Origin of the sequence: Paraburkholderia lebeckiae (assembly GCF_050436325.1) — a bacterium.
GTDB classification, from domain to species: Bacteria; Pseudomonadota; Gammaproteobacteria; order Burkholderiales; family Burkholderiaceae; genus Paraburkholderia; species Paraburkholderia tuberum.
The window spans coordinates 2,317,333-2,338,819 of sequence record NZ_JBNDLZ010000003.1 but is presented as its reverse complement, the minus strand read 5'-3'; the positions used below and the strand labels follow the sequence as shown (position 1 = coordinate 2,338,819).

The 21,487-nt window shown below is 60.0% G+C and carries 18 protein-coding genes and 2 pseudogenes; 15 read left to right on the top strand and 5 right to left on the bottom strand.

From position 1 onward, the window contains the following. The first annotated feature begins 354 nt into the window (after positions 1–354). From OKW44_RS28685 to OKW44_RS28650, 8 genes are all read left to right on the top strand, one after another. The gene (locus OKW44_RS28685; RefSeq protein WP_162633903.1) at positions 355–798 is read left to right on the top strand and encodes a hypothetical protein; all 444 of its coding nucleotides are present in this window, start codon (positions 355–357) and stop codon (positions 796–798) included. A gap of 184 nt (positions 799–982) precedes the next feature. Continuing rightward, positions 983–1,534, top strand: coding sequence for a hypothetical protein (locus OKW44_RS28680; RefSeq protein ID WP_018418498.1), 552 nt, complete (start codon positions 983–985; stop codon positions 1,532–1,534). After that, complete coding sequence (locus OKW44_RS28675; RefSeq protein WP_018418497.1) at positions 1,531–2,934, top strand: adenine nucleotide alpha hydrolase family protein; 1,404 nt, start codon at positions 1,531–1,533, stop codon at positions 2,932–2,934. The genes OKW44_RS28680 and OKW44_RS28675 overlap by 4 nt, the downstream gene beginning before the upstream one ends. 1 nt (position 2,935) lies before the next feature. After that, the gene (locus OKW44_RS28670) at positions 2,936–4,093 is read left to right on the top strand and encodes an ImmA/IrrE family metallo-endopeptidase (protein WP_018418496.1); all 1,158 of its coding nucleotides are present in this window, start codon (positions 2,936–2,938) and stop codon (positions 4,091–4,093) included. Continuing rightward, complete coding sequence (locus OKW44_RS28665) at positions 4,071–4,640, top strand: PIN domain-containing protein (RefSeq protein WP_018418495.1); 570 nt, start codon at positions 4,071–4,073, stop codon at positions 4,638–4,640. Before OKW44_RS28670 ends, OKW44_RS28665 begins: the two co-directional genes overlap by 23 nt. Before the next feature lie 182 nt (positions 4,641–4,822). Then, positions 4,823–5,260: a hypothetical protein gene (locus tag OKW44_RS28660; RefSeq protein WP_018418494.1), complete on the top strand. Its 438-nt coding sequence runs from the start codon at positions 4,823–4,825 to the stop codon at positions 5,258–5,260. Between the two features lie 171 nt (positions 5,261–5,431). After that, positions 5,432–6,160: a hypothetical protein gene (locus OKW44_RS28655; protein ID WP_018418493.1), complete on the top strand. Its 729-nt coding sequence runs from the start codon at positions 5,432–5,434 to the stop codon at positions 6,158–6,160. After that, a complete protein-coding gene (locus OKW44_RS28650; RefSeq protein WP_018418492.1) occupies positions 6,138–6,695 on the top strand; it encodes a PilN family protein in 558 nt (185 codons plus the stop codon). Before OKW44_RS28655 ends, OKW44_RS28650 begins: the two co-directional genes overlap by 23 nt. 312 nt (positions 6,696–7,007) lie before the next feature. Here the strand turns inward: OKW44_RS28650 and OKW44_RS28645 are convergent, their stop codons facing one another. The 3 genes from OKW44_RS28645 to OKW44_RS28635 all read right to left on the bottom strand — a co-directional run bounded on the left by OKW44_RS28645 (position 7,008) and on the right by OKW44_RS28635 (position 12,315). Then, a complete protein-coding gene (locus OKW44_RS28645) occupies positions 7,008–9,428 on the bottom strand; it encodes an AAA family ATPase (protein ID WP_018418490.1) in 2,421 nt (806 codons plus the stop codon). Positions 9,429–9,651: 223 nt separating this feature from the next. Further along, the gene (locus tag OKW44_RS28640; protein ID WP_084753980.1) at positions 9,652–11,409 is read right to left on the bottom strand and encodes a site-specific integrase; all 1,758 of its coding nucleotides are present in this window, start codon (positions 11,407–11,409) and stop codon (positions 9,652–9,654) included. Between the two features lie 519 nt (positions 11,410–11,928). Then, a complete protein-coding gene (locus OKW44_RS28635) occupies positions 11,929–12,315 on the bottom strand; it encodes a helix-turn-helix transcriptional regulator (protein WP_018418488.1) in 387 nt (128 codons plus the stop codon). A 306-nt stretch (positions 12,316–12,621) separates the two neighbouring features. On the opposite strand from OKW44_RS28635, the gene OKW44_RS28630 reads away from it, so the two are divergent. The 4 genes from OKW44_RS28630 to OKW44_RS28615 all read left to right on the top strand — a co-directional run bounded on the left by OKW44_RS28630 (position 12,622) and on the right by OKW44_RS28615 (position 15,090). Beyond that, positions 12,622–12,873, top strand: coding sequence for a hypothetical protein (locus tag OKW44_RS28630; protein WP_018418487.1), 252 nt, complete (start codon positions 12,622–12,624; stop codon positions 12,871–12,873). Positions 12,874–13,063: 190 nt separating this feature from the next. Then, a complete protein-coding gene (locus OKW44_RS28625; RefSeq protein ID WP_429412024.1) occupies positions 13,064–13,894 on the top strand; it encodes a metallophosphoesterase in 831 nt (276 codons plus the stop codon). A gap of 392 nt (positions 13,895–14,286) precedes the next feature. After that, positions 14,287–14,538: a hypothetical protein gene (locus OKW44_RS28620; protein WP_018418484.1), complete on the top strand. Its 252-nt coding sequence runs from the start codon at positions 14,287–14,289 to the stop codon at positions 14,536–14,538. A gap of 3 nt (positions 14,539–14,541) precedes the next feature. After that, entirely contained in the window at positions 14,542–15,090 is a 549-nt protein-coding gene (locus tag OKW44_RS28615; protein ID WP_018418483.1) for an MbcA/ParS/Xre antitoxin family protein, read from the top strand. 560 nt (positions 15,091–15,650) lie between these two features. On the opposite strand, the gene OKW44_RS28610 is transcribed toward OKW44_RS28615, so the two are convergent. Both OKW44_RS28610 and OKW44_RS28605 read right to left on the bottom strand, forming a co-directional pair. Beyond that, positions 15,651–16,526 (bottom strand): patatin-like phospholipase family protein, encoded by an 876-nt coding sequence (locus tag OKW44_RS28610; protein WP_026225467.1) that lies wholly within the window; start codon positions 16,524–16,526, stop codon positions 15,651–15,653. Positions 16,527–16,983: 457 nt separating this feature from the next. Further along, entirely contained in the window at positions 16,984–17,289 is a 306-nt protein-coding gene (locus OKW44_RS28605) for a hypothetical protein (protein WP_063713701.1), read from the bottom strand. A gap of 188 nt (positions 17,290–17,477) precedes the next feature. Between OKW44_RS28605 and OKW44_RS28600 the strand changes: the two genes are divergently transcribed. From OKW44_RS28600 to OKW44_RS28590, 3 genes and pseudogenes are all read left to right on the top strand, one after another. Beyond that, complete coding sequence (locus OKW44_RS28600; RefSeq protein ID WP_162633902.1) at positions 17,478–17,756, top strand: hypothetical protein; 279 nt, start codon at positions 17,478–17,480, stop codon at positions 17,754–17,756. Between the two features lie 1,449 nt (positions 17,757–19,205). Beyond that, positions 19,206–19,485, top strand: a pseudogene (locus OKW44_RS28595) (HU family DNA-binding protein). Positions 19,486–19,915: 430 nt separating this feature from the next. Beyond that, positions 19,916–21,061 (top strand): annotated as a pseudogene (locus OKW44_RS28590) (PDDEXK nuclease domain-containing protein). The last annotated feature ends 426 nt before the right edge of the window (positions 21,062–21,487 follow it).

Here is a 21,487-nt window from a genome sequence, read left to right as displayed (position 1 = left end):
GGATAGATTGCCTGTCCAATGCGCTTGCGCCTTTCGAATATCTTCTCTCAGGTTCTAGCACGGCCCTCGGAATGGCTAGAACTTTTTAAGGCGTCGCGGCAACGTGACGCCTTTTTTTTGTCGTTATTGGGACACAACAAAGTCTGCAGCAACGGGAATAACCGAGTTCAGAGACAACAAAGTCTGCAGCAACGGGAAAAGTCGTTGTGCGCCGCGCAATTTCATCGGCAATTTTGAGCGGTCTCGAGATACTTGGTTTGACAGCAGATTTGTCGGGTGCGCGAGCTTTTGATCACCCTAATGCCAAGGCTCCCTCGCGTCACGCCGCTTGTCGCAATCTGAATCCGCGCCTCCTTGCTGACGAGCGCGGCACCTATTCTTATTCCAGTCGTCGTGCCGGTACTGGACCGTGCCCGGGCTCGCGGGCGCCGGTTCGCTCTCGATGCAAACAAGAGTTCCGACAATCTCGGGTTGCTGGAAGCACGCGCTTACACCGGTCGTAACGAGCGCGCGACTAATGAGGAGCGGCAAAAGGGAGAGTTCCATGCGCTGCTCCCACCGGACATGTCCCGTGGCTTTCGTTACCCGAAGTGGGCCCAGCCTGATTGTCCGAAGGCGGCGCTGCGTCCATTCGTCGACGCAAATCCGAGCCGCTGGGTCATTCGCTCACTCATGGTGAGCAAACGCGACGTCCTTCATGGGAAGGCAGGTCGAAAGATCATTCTCGACGTTGTTGTTCCATTCATTCTGTTGGGTCGAGAGCAGCCTGCTATGCAGGCTTGCCTGCACGCGAACTGACCTTTGCCTGCAGTATGGCTCGCGCTGTCGGCCCGAATCTGGTCGGCTGGCAGTCGGAGCCTGAGCGGCATCCAGTTCAGTCAGGCGCGCGCTGCTGACAATGTCATTCAAGAAGTAAATTTCTCGTTGACATTGTCAGAATATGCCGTACTCTGCAGGTGTGCGAACTCCAGTGGGAGTGCAGATGCGTGATGACCTGCATACGACAGTTGCCTTGAGGCCGCATTGGCGGAAGGCCGTGCGTGCCGTTGAGAAGCCGGACAAGGCTGAAGCGGTGCTGGAAATCCATCGTGCTGCCTGTCGTGAATGGGAGGATGGCGTACGCCCAACGTGGTTCGCGGAGCTGGCTCTAAAAGTCGAAGTGGCTCGGAGGGACCTGTTCAGTATCGACAGTGTTCTCGCCGTCGTGGACGACTTCGAGCAAAGTGCAAAGACGCCAGTCGAGCGAAATGTCTGTGAAGTCGCTCGCCGGGTTGCGTATGGTGGCCCGATAGACAAGCTGGTGGGAGCCGTCCGCTCTGCTGTGATTGGCGACTGCGCGCGGCACGGTATCGAACACTGCGCGTTATCTGTTGCAGACGAATTCAACGAATCACAGAGCTTTCAATTGCGCCGGGCCATGACCAAACTTGCGGCGGATATCGACTTCACCGCGGAGCCGGCTCCCCGTCTGTGCAAGAAGCTCGATAAAGGTCCAATGCTCGATCTGCCTCTAGATATCAAACTAGGTTTATGAGCCTTCAGGCCTCGCGCGACCAAGCCCCTTCGGCCACCTTCCGGGTAACGGACGGGCCCGCACACAAAACAGCCAAGGCGCACCTGGTCCGCCTCGGGGTGGATATCACTGTGCGTCCTGACCGCCTCTCGGCGTATTGTTTCCGCCAGTCGGATGGTCTCGCTCACGACCTGATGACGTTGATCGGTGCGGTCAAATATGCCGACCGAAGCTTGATGCGCCATCACTCGAAGGGATGGGGGCGTCGCTTGCATATCGAACTGCCCGTTTTCAAACGGAACGTTTGGCTCCAGTCGTCGGTTCAGGATGCACTTGCCCATTGCCTGAACTATTTGACCGGAGACGTCTGGTCGTTCTCCTTTACTGAGCGAACGGGTGTTCCTCCGACGCTGGAGCAGTCGCCTTTAAACAATATCTCATTAAGCAATCGCGAGCTTCTGTTTGTTCCGTTCAGCCATGGATTGGACTCGTACGGACAAGTCCGGCTGTGGCAGCTTGCGCAACCGAATACCGAAGTTGTTTGCATCTATGCTGACGCACGTGCGTCAGGCGTAGTCAAAGGCAATGGATCGAGATGCAAGGTGTCCGAGGGCGTTCAGTACCTTCGGCTCCCGGTGGCTGTGAAGACGACGCGGCGAGCGGAGCCCAGCTTCAGGTCGCGGCCATTCCTGTTTTATCTTCTCGCCAGTTTCGGTGCGATTGAGTCGGGAGCGAACAGGGTCATGATTCCCGAGAACGGCCAGGGCAGCATAGGCGGGTCATTGGTCACCACAGGACATGAGCCGAAGCACCGGAGTTGCTACCCAGGCTTCACGAAGAAGCTTTCCCGTTTCATCGAAGCATTGACCGGGGCGCGGGTGGAGTTCTATCATCCGGCGCTTTTCGAAACGAAAGGCCGTGTTTTGCGCGCGCTATCGGATGCCGGTGAAGACGTACGCGCAGTGTTGAACGCGCACCGCTCTTGCTCATGTGATGCGCGACTCACCTCACGCGACGGTCAGCTATTTCATTGCGGTGTATGCGGAAATTGTCTTCTTAGGCGCTCCGCCGAACACTTTATGAATCTGGACGACGCAACGGAGTACCTCTTCTGTGACTTGACGGCACAGACGCTCGCGGCTGCGCTGCGGCCTGGTGAGGGGAAGGTCAAAATGGCATTCTTCTCGGATCTTGCGAGGAACGGGGCGAGGGACATGCAACGTCTCGCTGATTTCGCTGTCGAGTCCGGCGGTAAACCGGTCCAAACTGCCGCAATTGACCTAGCCCGATTTGTTCCTGGCAGTATTGAACACACGACGAATAGCCTGACGAGGCTAGTTGACTGCCACGCTGCGGAGTGGATGGATTTCCTTTCCGCGTGTGGTGAAAGCTCATGGATTTCACGAACCGCGAGGGGATAGCATGGCTATCGAACTGAAGGTCCGCCCCGAAGTCTTGGGGCCGAGACTGAAAAGCGCCCGCTCGCTAGCGAAGATGACGCAGGAAGCAGCGGCACAAAAACTTGGATTCGCGCGCACGACGGTTGTTGCCATCGAGAACGGCAAGCGGGCGATTTCGCCCGAGGAGATGCGGTCGTTTGCTGAGCTGTATTCTGTACCGGAAAGTGAGCTGCTTGCTGACGGCACTCCAAGCCTGGATATGGAGTTGAAGTTCCGTTCTCACGTAAATGATGACGCAGACAGCGCCGCAGCGCATTTGCTTCTGAATAAACTCGCCGCTGCGTCGGTCGAGCTGGAAACCATGCTTGAACGACCGCTGCTTCAGCCCGACCTACCGGTCATCTCCATTAGCAAGTCGATGTCGGTAGAACAGCAGGCAGAGGACGTCGCACTCGCGATTCGGCAGCGCCTGGGTATTGGATTGGGTCCCATACCTGACCTCATTTCCCTTGTCGAACTCGACATGGGCTTGCGCGTCTTCGAGCGTGGCCTTCCTCCTCGGATCAGTGGGGCTTTCGCATACGACGAGTCGGTTGGCGGATTCATCGTCGTGAATGCGGTTCATCCTGCGGCGCGCAGACGCCTCACAATTGCTCACGAGCTTTGTCACGCGTTACTCCGACGATCCGGTGTGGTTGTTCACACTACGGAAATTGAGTCGGGTGACCGGGAAGAGAGGTTCTGCGATGCTTTCGCGCGCTCTCTGTTGATGCCTGCAATGACGGTCAGAAGGAAGGCGGCCGAGCTACGCGATGCTGCGAAACAGTTTTCGGTCCGTCAACTTCTCGCGATGGCGGTGTACTTTCATACCTCTATCGAGGCGATGACGCGTCGCCTGGAAGGATTGGCCCTGTTGCCTAAAGGCACCTTCGAACTCCTGAAAGAGAAGGGCCTGGGAACGCAACACCTCGAAGAAGTGCGGCGTGAACTGGACGAACCGGAGGCGGTAAGCCGGTTTACCCCGCGAACTATGCTACTTGCGGCGGAAGCATTCGAAAAGGGCCTGTTATCCGAACAACAGATAGCCAGGAAGCTGCAGCTGGACTTGGGCTCGGTGCGAGATGTATTGGCGCACGTCGCTCCGGAAGGCGAAGGGGATGAGCTTGAGCTTGCCATCTAGTAAATTTCCAGACGGGCCTTTGGTTCTGGATGCGAGTGTTCTGTTCAATCTTCTCGGAACGGGCATCCCGAAAGAACTACTCGAGGCGCTTGATCTGCCATGCTGGGTTGAGGAGCGCACCGCGGCAGAAGTGCGACGCATGCCAGGGCAGCGCGCTGAAAGCGCCCCGTTGCAACCGCTGCTCGACGCGGGATGTCTAAAGCTCTGCCGCATGCCAGGGCAGGCGTATGAAACGTACCTATCCTTGCTGAGTGGCCCATCGACGGATACCCTAGACGATGGCGAGAGTGCTGCCATTGCAATGGCAGTGGACGGTTTGGGGAGTGTGGTTCTGGATGACAAGAAGGCTCGGCGGATCCTGGCCGCCCGCTTTCCGGGGCTCACATCTGGAACTTCACTTTCGCTAATGGTTGAGGCGGCACATCGCGCTGCCTGGACCGCACAGAAGCTGTGCGATGCCGTTACTATGGCCCGCAACGTCTCGCGCATGGCGGTGGTTCTGCATGAGCGCGCACTGTTCGCAGAACTGTTCCCAGCTATAGCGTAGGGGGAGGGCGCGCCGGCCGAAGCCTTCCAGCCCCCGTGTTTTTCTGTCACGGGAAGAAGTGCGGTCTCAGAAACCCGAGGCACGGGACGCGGGAAACATGTTCGGACCGGGTGGTCGGTACTCAAACAGCTACTGCGAAGTGGGACTGCGGCACCGGATGAGACAAACACAAGGATGAGCGGATGCTTCGGATTACCATTGAATTGCTGCCCGGTGGACGGGAAGACGGAAAGCGGGTCATCGCGACGGCGGACATCGCGCGCGTGAGTGGCGGCGCACTCGCGGACTACCGGGTCGCCCTGGATGATGCGGTGCTCCGGCAGGTTGGCGAGCGGGCCACGGTGCGCGCCTATCCGAGATGGGCGGGCAGCGCATGGGATCTCGTTGCGCGCTGTGTTGCGGCGGCCCTAAATCAGGGCCGCGAAGCCCTGCCACCGCGACCCGCCACACCTGAGGTGACGGTTCACGTAAATGACGCAGGCTACCGTTACGTGCGGTTGGATGAGATCCCTGAGCCAGCCAGGACTTACTTCGACAAGACGCTGGCCGGTTCGGGCATTCCTGATCACGGCTGCGCTTTTGCGCACGACTGGTTCGACTTTCTGAACGGCCAGCGCTGATGCCAGAGCCCCACGCGCAATCGACGTGGGGCTGACCGGCGACCCACGCGAACCTTCACAAGTATTGCGACAATGGCGCGCTGCCGTTAAATTCTCAGGTATTGGCACGTAGCGCTATGGCCAGCAAGAATCGGAAAATCGTGGGCATGCGCCTTCGGGCAAGGAAGATGGATGGACCCATACGAAAACATTGTTATTGGCAACTTTCTCTATAGCTTTGGGCTGTGCATCGGGCAACTGAGCGCGGGGGCTGTCCGGCCGATGTGCGTGAATTTGCTGCAGCAGTCCCCAATGGACCACGCGCTCGGTGACCTCATGGTCGCAAATGCCGGCGTCACGCTGCTAATTGAGTTCAAACGCGAGCGAAATGATTCGGAGAAGGAGGAAGCAAAGCGCCTGAAGCTATCGCGTGCCTTGGTTGAAGACCTCTACATGCAAACAATCTCACGTCAGATTCACTGGTATATCGAAACATCGGAGAAAGCCGCGAGCTTGGTTTCTCGCGTGGTTCCTTACCTAGATTTTGCGGACACAAAAGTTGTGGCTAGGACGATAGAGGGCTTCACGGAGTCGGCTGGACACGACGCCGTGTCGAAGGAAATTGATGCGCAGACGCATGCTGCGTACGAGACGTATTTGAAGCTGGTCGCATACTCACATGGTGGCCTCCAAGGTGTCTCGGGCGGGCTAATTGTCAGTTACAGCAAGGACAAAGGCATCCGCTACGTGCTTTTGACGGATGTCCGTGACTTGCTGCTCGACCATCGGTTGGTCCGAGAAGCTTACTTTGAGCGGGTCCGGCGACATGCAACGGAGCTGAACCGAGAGCGAACTATGAAGTATCGAGGTCAGTCGCTAACTAGAGAAAGAGAACTAGATGGACCAACACTCGGGTTCTGACAAACTTAAATATGCCCACGACGTCCTCGGCACACTTCTCGAAGCCGCAATCCGAGACCAGCGGCTGACGGGTTCAGCCATTCAGTCGATGGACCGCGTTTCGCGCAGTCTCGCCGAGCAGGGGCGCCAACTGCCAGGGAGCGTCGTTGCGGCCGTCAGCAGAGACCTGAAACCGACAATCGACGCTGCAGCAGAGACGCTGACGAAACGGGTTAAGGATGCAAATGTCCAAGCCGGCGAAGCAGCGGAGGCATTTCGGCGTGCGACGAAACAGGCAACTTTCTTCGTACTCGTCCCGGCATTGCTCATCACGGCGGCGACCATGGCTCTTTGGTACGGAGTTACCGAACATGCAGTTAGCCGCCTCGAAGACGAGAGAGCCAGTTTGCAAGCGACGGTCGATGAGCTCAGCAGTCGCGGTGGTCGTCTCGACGTTAGAACTTGTCGACTAGAAGATGGGACCGTCGACACTTGCATCCGAGTTGGGTCTCAGGGATACGGGAGCGGATATCACATTCCTGTATGGAAGAAGTAATGGCGGCTGGATGTTCAGGCTTGGGCACAGTCGGCGTGCTTCTGCGCGCGGCATATTCGTCGACCGCTGGTTTGTTGAGCGAGCTGGACGGCTTTACGATGGAGGAACTCGTCGGCGGACGAGCGCTTGACGGCCGCGCTGGGCTGTTGTCCGATGCGACCCGTTCAACGGCCTGACAATGTCCATTGCCATCCCCGACCAAGGGTTTATCTCGCTGACATCGACGACGATGGTTGATGCGTTCGACCCCCGAAGGCCTGTGTGGCCCGTAACGAAGCGACCCGGAGGAACGTGACCTCCCTTGATCGTGCCCTACGGCAAGATGAACGGGTCTGTTTTCTCAATGCTGAGAAGGAAGTGGTCGAACTGCTCCTTGTCGTTGTCCTTGATCTTTTTCAGGACAAACTTCGCGATTGTGGCTATCTCTGCGCTGTCAACTGGTTGGGTGCCGCGATCGATGAACTCTCCGAGATGTGAGAATTCGTTGGTCAGCCGTTGAACAAACGCTTCGGAGTTTGTTCCATCCGAAAAGAACATCCTGATGCGCTTGTCGTAATCGTTGCGTTCGCTGTTGAAAAACGGATACTTGAAAAAAAGAAACGCTTCAAGGAACTTCCGGAGGTTATTCCCGAAATTATAGAAGCTGTGATAGTGGCGTGCCGCGTTGCCCTGATCCGAGCAGCAATAAATCTCGCCGAACAGAAAGTTGAGCTCGGTTACATAATTTCGCAGGTAATCGGGCATCAGGCCGATCGTGCTCGACCGTTCCTTTCGGGTAAGCAGAAAATGCTCGTGATCTTTTCCGGGTTTGGTCAGCCTTTTCAGGTACTTCAGGAATTCGAGATTATGCGTAGAAATGAACATCTGCTGATACCGGTACTCGGGCTTGCCGTTCGCGTCCAGCATCGGCGCTCCGTTCGCTTGCTCGATGGGGCGTGCCAGGTAGCTCTCGATCAGGCTATAGACAAAGAAGATGTGGTTACTATCGAGACTTGAAATCGGATCGTCTATGTAGAGGATCAGTTTCTTTCCCTTCGTCTCGACGTCTTCCAGCCTCGCGAGGAAGTAGCAGAATGCAACGAGACTGCATTCACCTTCGCTCAGGTTGTACGCCGGAGTCTCTCCTCTGTGGATCTCGAAACGGTAGGTGGCTGTGTCGGCCTCCTCCACCGCGGACAGGTGCAGGCCGCCGTGACCCAGAAAATGCCCGAGATACTGGTTCACTTTTTCGGCACCCCGCCTTTCGTCGCGGAGTTGTGTCTTCAGTTCCTTGATCCGGTCGGTGCGTTTATTTCCATCGGCAAGAATTTCGTCGAGTGCCTCGTTTGCGTCGGTGACCAGCTTTTCAAGGCCTTTTATTTTCTGTTCTTCGCCGGCGAGGCCGACGTCAATGATGAATTGGGCCACTTCACTGAGGCGCAGGTCGTCGCGCGCGGATTTCTGTTTCTCGGCAAGCGAGGCTGTAGTTTCGTTGCTCTTCCGGATCACGTCATTGATCGAAGCGACAATTTCCCGGATCGCGTCGGTGTTGTCGGAGATCACAACGGGCTCGCGCTCCGAGAAAATGTCCCGCCTGCGAGCGCCAAGCTCAACTTCCAGCATAACAAGGCTCGACTCGTACGTTCGAAGTGCGTCTTCGAGGCAGATCTTTAGACCGTCGAACGCGGCCTGATGGAGTGAATACAGCCCGCTCCGTTCCACCGTGATGATGTTTCTAAGACTGCTTTTTTCGTTGGCAATTTTTTGCAGCAGGGCGTCGATGTCTTTCTCAAGGTCGAGCGATTCCTTGTTGAAGTGGTTGCCGAGCTTCTCCCACAAATCAGTAGGCAATGGGTTGCCGCAGAATCCGCATGTGGTACGCCGTCCCTCGTGTAGGCTGACCCCGGACCTGACCCAGCTTTGCAGGAGCGCGTCATTCAGGAGGTCCTGTATGGGCGCGCTGGGTTTGATCTTTTTCGCAAGAAGATCGCTCGCGGTGCTTGCAAGAACAGACAGCGCAGGAGTGAACGACAGGCGCTTCCTGATTTCGGGAAGAGCGGTTTCGCCAAGGAGGCTGATCCTGGCGCTACGCTCGCTTTCCTCAAGCGGCGAAATGCCACCGTCCTGAATCGCCTTGATATCCGCTTTCAGTTTGCGAACATCGTAGTTTACGTCCCTGTAGAGCGCATTGTGCTTGATGCCGGTTGGTTTTTTGTTCGCCTTGTCGAAGAGTTTGCCGTCGAGCTCTTCCTGGGCTTTTGTGACCTGCTTCTGCTTCCCGGTGTGGTCCTTTTTCTTTTCCTGATAGCTGTGCCGCAGGCCGGTCTGTTTCTCGGCGCTACCGAGTTCGGCTTCCAGCCGTTCGATTTCAGACTCGATCTCCTTGTTCTCCTGTCCGAGGACCGCGAACGGAGAAATATGCCCCTGCTCGTCGCGCAGGAAGGCCAGATGCTCGTCGACAAAATCCTTGTTGTAGACGCGTACGTCGTGCCCCTGCAGCGGAACGGCCGTATTGGTCACAGTGCCGGTGGACAGGGTGATCGTGAACGACGGTCGAGCGTATCGGGGCGAAATGGTCCCGGTTTCTAGTGCGCGCACGATCCTTGACAAGGTCGTTTTGCCTGAATAGTTGCGCCCGTAAATGATATTCATTCGTCTGAACTTGGCGACGTTATTACCAGAATCACGAACCTCGGTGTTCCAGGCGAAACCGGAAAAGCACCCGAAATTGTTGATGTCAATCTTCTCGATCATGGCGGCCCCTGCTTTTTATTTCTGTCTTCATCGTGTCGCCAGACTTCCCAGACGGGAGGGATGGCAGCGGATTATTATGCCTGTCAGGTCGGACGAATAGCGCCATACGGGGCGGCCCGGTGACAGTCGTAGGCGCAGTTGACGGTGAATCGGTTCTCGTGTCCGGGACGGCGTGCGATTGATGCGCCGACGCGCTGGGTGCGAGCACACGCGCGCAAGCTCGCTATGTACGCTTGCCAAACGCGGCGCGGACCTGACGTGCACGCCGCAGATTGTCGTGGTGCAGATAGGTCGACGTCGTTGCGATGGACGCGTGCCGCAGGTTGTCGCGTACGGCGACGAGTTCCACGCCGCGCGCCAGCGCATGCGACGCGTGCGTATGCCGCAGCCAGTGAGGGCTGGCCGCCTGCACTCGTGTGGCCTGTTCAGGGTTGTCCTCGACGAGCTGTCCCGCCGCGAGCGTGAAGAACGTCGTCATCACCTGGCGAAGCCGCGTCGAGCTGATGGCACTCTTTCCGTGACCTTCCGGCCCGAGCGATGCCACAAGCGGCGTCGACGGATCCCAGCGTCGGCGCGTGACGGGAAGTCCGCGCTGCAGCAGGTACCCGTCCAGCGCCTCGAGTGCGAGCGGCGGCAGCGCCACCACGCCTGGCTGTGCGCCTTTGCCGGTCACGTGCAGCCACCATTCACCGTGCGCATCGGCGCGGATGTCGCCGAGCATGGCGGCCACCAGCTCGTGCGCGCGCAGGCCCGTCGCGTAGCCGAAATCGAGCAACAAACGCAGGCGTTGCGCGGCGGGCGTCTGCCAGCCGTAGGACCACTCGAGTCTGTCGGCGAGGCTGCGCAGAGCCTTCCATTCGTTGTCGCTGAGAGCGCGGGCCGTGTCGAACGGTCCCGTGCGCTGGCCGCCGCGCACGGTCAGGCCCGCGAACGGATTGCCAAGCACATAACGCTGCTCCACCATCCAGCGAAACAGGGCGGTGAGTACCGACAGCGCGTATGCCGCCGAGCGGGCCGACAGGCCGCGCGCGAACGGCCGCCATTCGACGGAATCGCGCGGCCGCGGCGGGCCGGTCCAGCGAGTCTTCGGCACGGGATGACGCAGGAACGCGCGGTAGGCGATCGCGTCATCCGTCGTGAGAGACGAGAGCGCCTGCTGCCGCTCGACGATCGCCCACAGCATCAGCCGCTCGGCTTCCCGCCGGTACGCGCGCACCGTATGGGGCGCCTCGTGCAGCGCCAGCCACGCCTGCAGCGCCTCGTAATCGTTGCGGGCGTTCAGCAGGCAGGCGCGGCGTGGCGCCCGGAAGCGGCCGCGCGAGCCGTCCAGTTCTGGTACCGGGTGCTGGCGTTCCCACGGGACGATGCCGTCGATGTGCAACGGCTGCACGCGCTCGACGAGTGCCCACGCCTGGCTGGTCAGTGCCGGGTGCGTCGCGAAGAGTGCCTCCACCAGGTGGGCGCCGGCACGGCCGACGCCGGGAATGCCGCGCCACCACAGGCGCCGGCGCGGTACCCGCAGGGTCAGCTCGGCGAGTGTGCGCAGGCCGGCGGCGCACAGCACCTGGGCGATCCGCGGCGGCAGCCACGCATCGACGCCGTCGGTCAGCCGCGGCTGCGGGACGGGCGTGTGACGCAGCCGGTCGATCGCGTACGTAACGGCGGCCGCGTGCCGGGTGCGCCCCTCGGCCGGACACTGGAAGAGCGGGATGAGATCGTCGCGCTGGCGCGCGGTCGCACACGCGATCAGCTGCCGGCGCACTCGGGCGATCATCGCGCGCGAGGACTGCCCATCGTCGCGCGCGTGCTCAAGATAGCGCGTCACGGCCGCGCGGGCGGTGAGTCCCTCGTACCACGCGCGCAGCGCGGCGAGCGACGCGAGATCAGGCAAGGCAGTGGGCAGTGCGGCGGGCAGGGCAGCGGGCGTTACGTGGGACGGGCCGTTCCCCTGTCCGGAGGCCGGGACAGGCGCGGTTTTCATGGGAGCAGTTTAGGTCGCGCAGGCGCTACTTGCGATAAGAGTATTTATCGCAAACGACGGCGGTGCGCATCGGGTGGCAGACTCCGGATTGCGACCCGATCCGGCTGGAAAGCGGGTCTGCGGCCATCGGAAAGCGGTACCTGGCACAGCGAGGCGGCGATGGCGGGTTGCCCGCCGGATGCCGGAGCCGGCTTGCGCCGCGCGGGGACGACGCACCAGGTCGTCATCGGGAAGAATGGCCGGCGGTGGCTTGTGCAGCAGACCTCAACGGGATTCCGGCGGCGTGACGCCGAGAACGAGGTTTGGTTCCATGACCGGATTACACACGCGGCTAACGCAGGAAGACCCCGTTTCGCGCGATAAAAAACTCTCTGGCCGCGATAAGCCCCCTTATCACCGGAAAACGGTGCAAGGTGCCAGCAGGACTTTCATGTGCGGCCCGGGCGTGACAGGTGCCGCCCAGCGGTACCCGCACGCTGAGAAGAATCGCAACCTCCCATGGCGGGCGGGCGCTGGGTTTCAACCGCCGCGTGGTTTGCTGCGACGCGCTTCCCGCGCCGGTGTCCGCGCGAGTCGCCTGCATAGCTCCTTGAGCCAGCGCCTGACCCAGACGCGATCGGTTGGGCTGAGCGACGCCAGCATTTCCACAATGTCGCCGGCCACCTGCCTGGACTTGCTGGACCGGGAGATGAAGAGGCTGTTCACTTCGACCCCGTAAAGCGAGGACAGTGCAACAAGTCGCGCTGGCGATGGCCAGGACTTGCCCGTTTCAATCCGGCTGATGGTCTGTTTGTCGAGATCGAGAAGTTCCGCGACTTCTTCCTGCGTCCTGCCAGCTTCAAGACGCGCATTGGCCAGCGCCTGTCCAACCTGAACCGCAAATTCTTCTTCTGCGCGCGAAGCCACCGGGTGAACACCTTTGGTTGTTGATCGACGTGGAATCGTCGCCGCGTTCGCCTAATCTGGTAACATCACAAGACGCCTACAATGTAGGCAAAATATGCCTACATAGGTGTGTCGAACCGCGGCTAGTGTGCGCGCGCTGAAGCCGCGTAACGATGCCGTGGCCAGCCCATGTATGGCAGCGCTGGCAGCCTGCGCATGCACGGTCAACGCGCTACACGTCGTGGCCGGACGGCATGCCATTTGATGTGTTCCAACGCATCGCATGTCGCGCTGGTTTTGCAGTCCCGTTGTTGAAAGAGTGATCGTATGTTCTTGATTTCTGAGCAGAACCTTGTGCCGGCATGGCCCGGAGTGACGCTGTCGGCCGTTGCCGAGATGGCGGGTTGTGAGGAGGTGCTCATCCTGCAATTTGTCGCTGGAAAACGCGACCTGCCCCGGGTTGCCATGGTGGAGTTCGCGTCGGGTGCTGCGAAGACGCTGCTGCAACTGACGGCAGACGGCCAGACCGTGCGGGGCGCGGCAGTGCTGAGCGCGAAACCGCACAAGGACTCGGCATGATGGAGTCTGGAGCCGCTGAGCGAAATTCACATCGGCGCAACCGCAGCCTATGACGAGGACCATCCGCTGGTCTCGTTTGCGCGGGTCACCACAGCAGGGGGGGAGGAATTCTCGATGCCTGTCGGTATCGCGGAGAAACACTCGCGCGGAAAGCGCATCTACCCGTCCACGCCGGCGCGTTCGTCAAAGGGTGGCCGCCGGAAACCGACGGTTGATGTCGCAGGTACGAGCTGACGGCATGCGTATCCAGATCGCCTGGGACCTGCATCTGGAGATCGTGCACCAGAGTTTTCCGGGTCATAACCCCGTCAGGCTGACGAATGCGGACGTGCTGGTGCTCGCGGGTGACATTGCGAAGGGGGCCGATGCGGTCGAGCCGTTTGCGCGCTGGCCGGTGCCCGTCATCTACGTGCATGGCGACCATGAAGCGTATGGCACGGAGTACGACACGCTTGCCAACTCCATCCGTATGCGCGCGGCCGGTACTGCGATTCATTACCTTGAGCGCGACGCGTTTGTGATGGGTGATGTGCGGTTTCTCGGTTGTTGCCTCTGGACAGACTATGCGCTCAGTGGCGTGCGCGACCGGAGTATGGCGCTGGCCGGGCGGATGCTGCATGACCATCGTGTTATCCGCACTAGCGACGGCACACGTTTTCGGCCGGAGCACGCGCTGGCGGAGCACGAAAAGACGGTGAAGTGGCTGCGGACCGAGCTGGCAAAGCCCTTCGACGGGCGCACGGTCGTCGTGACCCATCACGGCGTTGCTCCGCCGTCGGTGCATCCGCGCTATGCGAACGACCCGGTCAACGCTGCATTCGTGAGCGACCTGCGACCTGTGCTCGAGCTGGCCGACGTGTGGATTCACGGTCACGTGCATGACTCGTTCGATTATCGCGTTGGCCAGTCGCGGGTGATTACCAACCCGCGCGGCTATGCGACGAACCGTCTGATGGCGGGTACGCCGGCCGACCTGAAACGGGAAAACCCGGCGTTTGATCCGGCGCTGATCGAGGTGTGAGCAGCTGTGCCGTGGCACGCTGAGGCGGCGCAAACGTTCTGGCGATGCGCATGGGCGCTGCCGCGAGAAAATCGCCTGCAAAAAAAATGGTTGACCCCCAAAGACTACGGGCTCGAGGGAGCATCTCGACATGGAGCGCGCCTGACCAGGGCGAACCGGCGAAAAAGACGGCGACAATCATCGCCGCCTGACGAGAGCAGCGCACAGTTACGGGCGCGCCTGAAGGCCCTTTGCGCTCGCCACGCGTAAAACAGGAACAGCGATGACTACAGCCCTCCACAGTCTTCAGGTCCAGCGAGAAGACACGATCCGGAAGATACTGGCCGAGGGAGAAGCGACTGCCCGTGACCCGTGGCGCGTCGGCTAAACGCTCGCAAAAGGAACAGCAATTTATGAGCAGCAAGGACCACATCCGGTATCAGGCGAAAGAGGGCGGTCAGCCCGGCTGGGATCTTTACGCCGAGATTTTTGAGCCAGAGGACGTCGTGTATCTGGAACTTGACGGTGTAGCCGCTGAAATCACGATGCTCGGGAACCTGGAGCGCGGGCCGGGCACCGTGCTGTTGCGCCTGCCGGTCGCCACCGCGAAGCAGCTCGGTCTCGTGCCTCCGGGATGGAAAAAGTCGGGCTGGGAAAGGGAGTAGGTCATGCGCGAATACCGTGACAGGATAGTGCAGGAGATCGCCGCTTGCACATGCGACCGCTGCAGCCAGCGCATGTCGCCCGATGATGACCAGGGGGAGTGGTATGAAAAAGTGTCGCTCGACTGGCGCGGCGGCTTTGGCTCGGTTTTTGGCGACGGTGCACATCTGAGCATTGATCTTTGTCAGCAGTGTCTCCGCGATACGCTCGGGTCATGGCTGCGGGTCGATCCGCCATCCGCAACGGATAATGTGATTGAAGCCTTGAAGGGCGTCGTTTCCCGACCCGATGTGCCGGTAACTGTGGACCAGATGAATCCACTGCTGTTCGGCGAGCAGGACGAGTCCCGTGGCACGTTACTCCTTGCGACACGTCTCGCGAAAATAGTCGCGCAGGCGATAGCCGTCTTCCGGGAGCAGGATAAGGCGATCCGGTGGCTGGTCATGCCGCACAAGCAGTTTTCCGGCCGAACTGCGCTCGAAATGGCGAAGACCGAGGATGACGCACGGCTGGTTGAGGAAGCGCTGGTGCGGATTGACGAAGGGTACGCATAGCAAAAGGCCGGACTTTTGGGCGCGACTGAAGAGCTTGTTGCCCGATTGCGCGTCCGCACATCGCCTGAAGCCGTCGATCATCGGATGCGATGACTTGTATGTTGTCGCTGGGCATCCGCTTGAGCAAGCCTTTTCGCCGCGCAGTCTCGGACGCAACCGGAAAAACGGTCTTTAGCCCCGACATCCGGCTGACCGGTGCACTCGGGTTGCGCTCACTGAGCTATCAAGCTACGAAGCGGCCGGTGGCATCGTGCGAGCCTGCGGATGGCTGATCAAGGTTCCGTTGCTGAACGCGTACAGTCGGCCACGAGCCGCCGGTCAAGGACGCCATCCAATTTGATTAATCAAGGGCTCGTTCGCCCTTGCTCAATGGCCGGTCTCCGGCGAGCGAATTACCAGCGGCACTGCCTCAACCCGGCCAGCTCCAGCCGTTCGCCCATTGTCTCAGACGGACATTCGAACGTCGGCTCGATTCACATAGCGGACCTTTGGCAGCCGGTCATGCTCGTCGGGTCATTGGCCCTTGGCACAATGTAGCTCGTCAGTATTTGCTTGCGCCGCTAACGTGCGGCATGCGCATGCTCGCGCAACTCACCGGGAATCAACGCGCGCTCGAGGCCACCATCACTGAGCCATACACGCGTTTTCTGCGCGGCCCGTTCGATCAATTGGGCGCACTGGGTATAGTCGTAGGGCGAAACATCGAGTGGACACAATGGCGGAACGACATAGATCTGCGCTCGCGTCGAATAGAATTCCAGGTCGCGAACGAGCTGGCGCGCGATGACGAGCGTCAGCGCATGCATGGCTTGCGCGATCGCGCTACGCGGCGGCGCATGCAGCGCACACGCGAAGCCGGCTGGCAGTACGATGATGCGCGTCGCACCACGCGCGACCGCTACCGAGATCGGCGTGTTGTTGGCGACGCCGCCATCGACGAGATCCACACTGTCGATACGCACCGGCGGAAACACGCCGGGTATCGCTGCGCTCGCCTGCACAGCGTTCACGACGGGACCGGTCGAAAGAACGACTTCGCCGCCTGTGAGCATATCGGTCGCGACGATGTGAAGCGCCACGGTCGCTTGCTCGATCCGATCATACGACAGATGCGTCGCCAGCAGTTGGCGCAATGCGTTCGCCTCAACGAGGTGAGGACGACTGCGCAGAATCATCGCGAGCAGGCCAAGCATAGAAAACGGCATGATGTCCTGCCGCCGGATCTTGCACCATAGCGCTTCGAGCATTGCGACGCCATCGCCGTCCGGCCGTCCGGCGAAATACGCTGCGTTGATCGCGCCCGCGGAGGCGCCTACCACGCAGCCTGGATACTCACCGCGTTCGAGCAATTCGCGCAGCATGCCAACCTCGATCGCGCCGAGACTGCCGCCGCCAGCGAACACAAATGCGGTTAAACCCGAAGGCTGAGGGTTCATGGCTCTTTTGAAACGTCTGCTCGTGGCTCAATACCCAGTGCTGCGACCACGCGCACCGGTGCCGGCATGCTGTCGGCATGCTGAGGCAACCGCGTACGAACTCGTGTATACGGCATCCGATGCGGCTTCAGCAATTCACCGCCCCGCTGACCGCGTCCTTTCAAATCGGCAGTTCAGTCTGCATGTATGTCCCTTCCAAGATGCTCGCCAAACGTCGGTAAGATCGGACGTGATCCTTTGGTCTCTTGGGAAAGCTGACATCGGCGCCACGTTTGCCGAGCAGCCTCTGTCGGCAATGCGCGACCGTTTATGGACTTGACCGTCGTCGCAAGGGAGCGAGCGACGGTTGGACCGCTGGAAGCGGCCGTGGAAGTGCATCGGCATCTAGTAGCCGCAGCGGGTCGCGTGCGGCCGATCGCCGTCAGGCAGAGGTCGGCCGAGCGCGGTCTGTCGGCATTTATGCTCCGAAGTAAACGAGTTCGGGCGTCCGGCGCTGAAGATCTGCGACCGAGAGCGTTATGCGCTCGCCTGTTGCAGATGCTGCTTCATACTGTTGCACGGTCCTTAGAATTCGGCGTTTGTTCAACTCGAACGCGAGTCGCACCTGTTGGACAGTCTCATTGTGAGCGCCAAGCTCTTCACAAACGACTTCAAACGGCAGCGCGAAAGCGCAGTATCCCCAGCCAAACCCATAGGCGGAAAACCACACCGCCGAGTCGGCGCAAAGAATGGGGGCAGTCATGGCAGTATGTAGCTGATCCATCGCATTCACCTGCGTCGACGATAGGTTGACATCAAAGTGTGGCACAGGGACCTTACAAACGCGGGGTTCTGTCGACACGACGTTACCACTCCGCCGAGATGATTGTCCTGTAGCGGAGGTGTGATTGCGCAGCGGGACTGATTCGAACGGGTCATGTCCTGCGGATCCCAAACAGGCAGGACCCGGCCATGAAGCGACATTCGCGTTTCGTCTCTCGGACATTCGGGCCGCATTTTCACTCGGGAATAAGTCATTCAATTTGCAGCGTGGATATGGAGGTGTCCGTTCGCGTTGAAGCGTTGCGGCTTAACCCGGCTCTTGGTGATGCGATGCAGCAGCTCAAACGGCTAATTGGCAAGCTCAACGGCAACACGCAGGCGGTCATGGACCATGTCCAGAAATCCCAACAGATTGATACTCATTTAATGGCGAGCCTAAAAGCCGTGGCGTCCCGCGCATCGCAGTAAATCGGATAGCGCTGCGCGAAATTTATACTATGCTTAATCGGCCCCCGAGACGGGACGCAGGCAATCGATTTGAATTCAAAGCATGCGGGACCGCTCGACTAGGCCGACGTCATTCCCACAAGAGGTGACACATAAAGTTCTTGAAGGTAACGGCGGAAAGGTCTTCACCGCATCCCGGATCGGCGGCGTCACCATCTCTCTGGCGTCGCATCGCCTAGGTTACGTTACGAAAATGCCGCTATTAATAGAAGAAAACTTATCTTAATAGCCGCATTTGCATTGCAGTTTGTTTTAGAAAGTCGCTTCATGAAGCCGTTCAGCTTTGAGTGTCGACACTCCCGGTTGTTACCGCTGCCGCGTCGCATAGGCTTGGACTAGGCCAACCGGTGCGAGACACGGAAATGAAGGGGGTCGATAGTTGTGGCTATGTACCCCTTCATTTCGCGACAAACCGGCCATGCAGCGCGGTCAATGACGTCCCGCCGAGGCGCGGTTCGCCGAGACGCGGCTTACTGGCTTGCCACGCTTCCTGTTGGATGCGGAGCAAGGACTGACGATTGCGTCGGAGCTCATTCGCCGGAACTCCGGCACGTGGCCGCCGTGACGATAGGTGAGTGTTTTCGGGAGATCGCTTGTTGGATCGGACACCCGCGGCGCAAAGGCCGGGTGGCATCAACTTGCGCTGCAATAAACGGCTTATGATCATTAAGCGCGGTGAGGGGGCGTGCCCGTGATCGCCGACACCGGGTTGAGCGGCGGGACGCAACGCTCAGCGTCGCGCGGCGACTTTACGGCGCTATGGGGAAAGGGAGAGGGAAGGGACTCCCTTCTCTCAGCGGCAGCTCAGGCGTGTTACCGGGTGACCGGCCCTAACGGGGACCTGGCGCAGGGGAGTTCCGAGACTAAATCATTAAATGCGGTCTTGGTAATAGCAGTTATCAAAACTGTCAGCGGGACAAAACTCGACCGAGTCGCTCATAGCTCTCGTCGGGGGCGCCGTGGGGAGCCGCCTAAAGCGCGTTCGGCACGCGAACTGCGGCGCGTGATGGCACGGCGAGCGTGACGGCGGGCCACGCCCGAAGTTGGGCGAGGACGCCGGTCGCCGACGCGCCGTCAGCAGGAAGGGAGGGAGTGGAAGGAGATCCCGTCGCTCCAATTGGCGATATTGCATCCCGGGCCAACGGATTCCGGCGCGCAAGCGTGTGACGGCTGCATTGCGGGGACGGGTGGTGGGCGTGCGCCGTTCGTGATCGTCGATGAGCGATCCCATCGCTGGCACCGCGGGATACCGGGCCACCCCACAAAGGGTGACCTTTCACGGCCATGCCACCGCTGGGCAAGGTTGGCTGAATGACGGCCAGCCCGTTGGCGCCTCTCCGGAGCCGGATGCGCACCGGTGCGAGAATCGGGTAGGGTGCGGCATTCCAACCGAACCTAAAGGACATCACCATGAGCAAGCAGGACCTCGTCGACGCCTTCGCCGCAAAAAGCCGGCACCAGCAAGGCGCTGGCCGCTGAAACGCTCGACGCGCTGCTCAGCACCATCACAACGGCTGTCACGAAGGGCGACACGGTGCAGCTGATCGGCTTCGGATCGTTTTCCACAGGTGAACGTGCCGCGCGGAAGGGGCGGAATCCCGCCACCGGTGCGGAAATCCAGATTGCCGCCGCCAAGACCGTCAAGTTCACGGCCGGCAAGGCGTTCAAGGATGCAGTGAACGGCGCCTGACCGGGCGAATCAATTCCCCCGGGGTCATCGGTCGTCCGCGCTCATAGCGTCCACGTTGCAGGCGCCGCTTCTTACAACACTACTGAGACGTAGATGATCGTGCGACAGAGGGCGTGTTGCGACCTGCGGAAAGTTATCAATCGTCGCAAGTGCTGTCGTTAGATGCGGCGACTCCTCAAGCGGGCCTCTCCCGTTTGGATTTCGCGCTCACCGACCCGGGCATGGCTGCGTCTCCGCGACACACGCATGACGCGGATTGCCAGTGGCGCGGACGATGCGGTAGGGTGCCAGTGTGATCCCGCATTTCAGGCACTCTATATGAACAAGCAGAAACTCGGCGACGTGGTGGCCGCCGGCAGCGGCGACAGCTTCACCGCCATAGCCGCCGTTGTCACCGCCGCCAAGGCCTTCGGGAATGCGGTGAAGGCTCATGACGCAAGACGGGGTCGAGCCGGTCGCGTACGCGGATCTCCAGCAGGATATCGCGGACGTCATTGCGGCGACGCGTATAGCAGCGGCGCGTAGTGTCAATGCGATCATGACCGCAAGCTACTGGGCGGTCGGGCGGCGCATTGTCGAGTTCGAGCAGGGCGGGGTCGAGCGCGCCAGCTACGGCGAGGCGTTGATCCGACGGCTGGGGGCGGATCTGTCGGTGAGGCTCGGTCGTGGCTTCGGCGGCCGGAACCTCGCCCAGATGCGGGCGTTCTACCTGGCGTGGTCCGCTGACCGGATTGTGCGGACGCTGTCTGCGCTTTCTGCGGGCAATCGGTTTCCAGTCTCGCCGCGGCGAACGGACTCAACTTCGGCGCCATCGCACGGGCATTTCCGCTACCGTGGTCCGCGTACGTTCGTCTGCCCTCCGTGAGAACGGCCGACGCACGCAAGTTCTATGAAACCGAGGGGCTGCGCGAAGGCTGGTCCGTGCGGCAGCTCGACCGGCAGATCGGCAGCCAGCTCTATGAACGGCTCGCACTGTCGCGAAACAAGGCAGCCCTGCTCAGGAAAGCAGCTGATGCCGAGCCGCGTGAGGTGCTGACGGCGGAGGAGGCGATTCGCGATCCGTTTGTCCCCGAGTTTCTTGATCTCAAGGATGAGTATTCGGACTCGGACCTCGAAGCGGCGCTGATCCAACGCCTCACGGACTTCCTGCTCGAGCTTGGCGACGACTTCACGTTGGTCGGCCGGCAGCGGCGTCTGAGGATCAACGACACCTGGTTCCGTGTCGATCTGGTGTTCTTCCATCGGCGCCTGCGATGTCTGGTGATCATCGACCTGAAGGTGGGCAAATTCAGCTAGGCGGATGCCGGCCAGATGCATCTCTATTTGAACTACGCGCGCGAACACTGGGTCAAGCCTGGGGAAAATCCGCCGGTCGGGGCTGATCTTGTGTGCCCAGAAAGGTGCGGCCGAGGCGCGATACGCGCTCGACAACCTGCCGAACAAGATACTTGCCGCCGAATACCAGACGGTGCTTCCCGATGAAACCCTGATCGTCGCCGAGCTCGAACGGACCCGCGCGGAACTCGAGCAGCGTTGGTCGGCCGACGGTCCCCAGACCTCGGTAACAGGAGACTGATGAAAGGGCAGGTACGGCGACGAGGCAAGATTGCCAGTTCGTCACCCCGTTGCGTACTGGCAACGGGTGAGCATCAGGATGTTCGTTGCTTCTGCTAGCGCGTTCGGCGTGTCCTCATAATGTGGCTGCCGATCGATGCGACAGAAACGCGAGTTACAGGCGATAGCAAGCGAAACTACGGTAATGTATTTGATGCTCGGGAGTACAGATCCATTGATGAAAACAAAAATGCCATCCGGTGTGGGATTTTCTGATTTACGTCGGATACCTAATGAAGTGAGTATGTGGATGTCGACAGCAGAAGTGTCATCCTGCGCCTAGTTAGTCGTTCAGGGCGGGGTGTTCGCGTTCCGATAAAAGAGCCACGCTAGCACAATTAACGGACGGCACTAGCGCGCTTATGGGCACCGTTAGCAGAATTAGCGA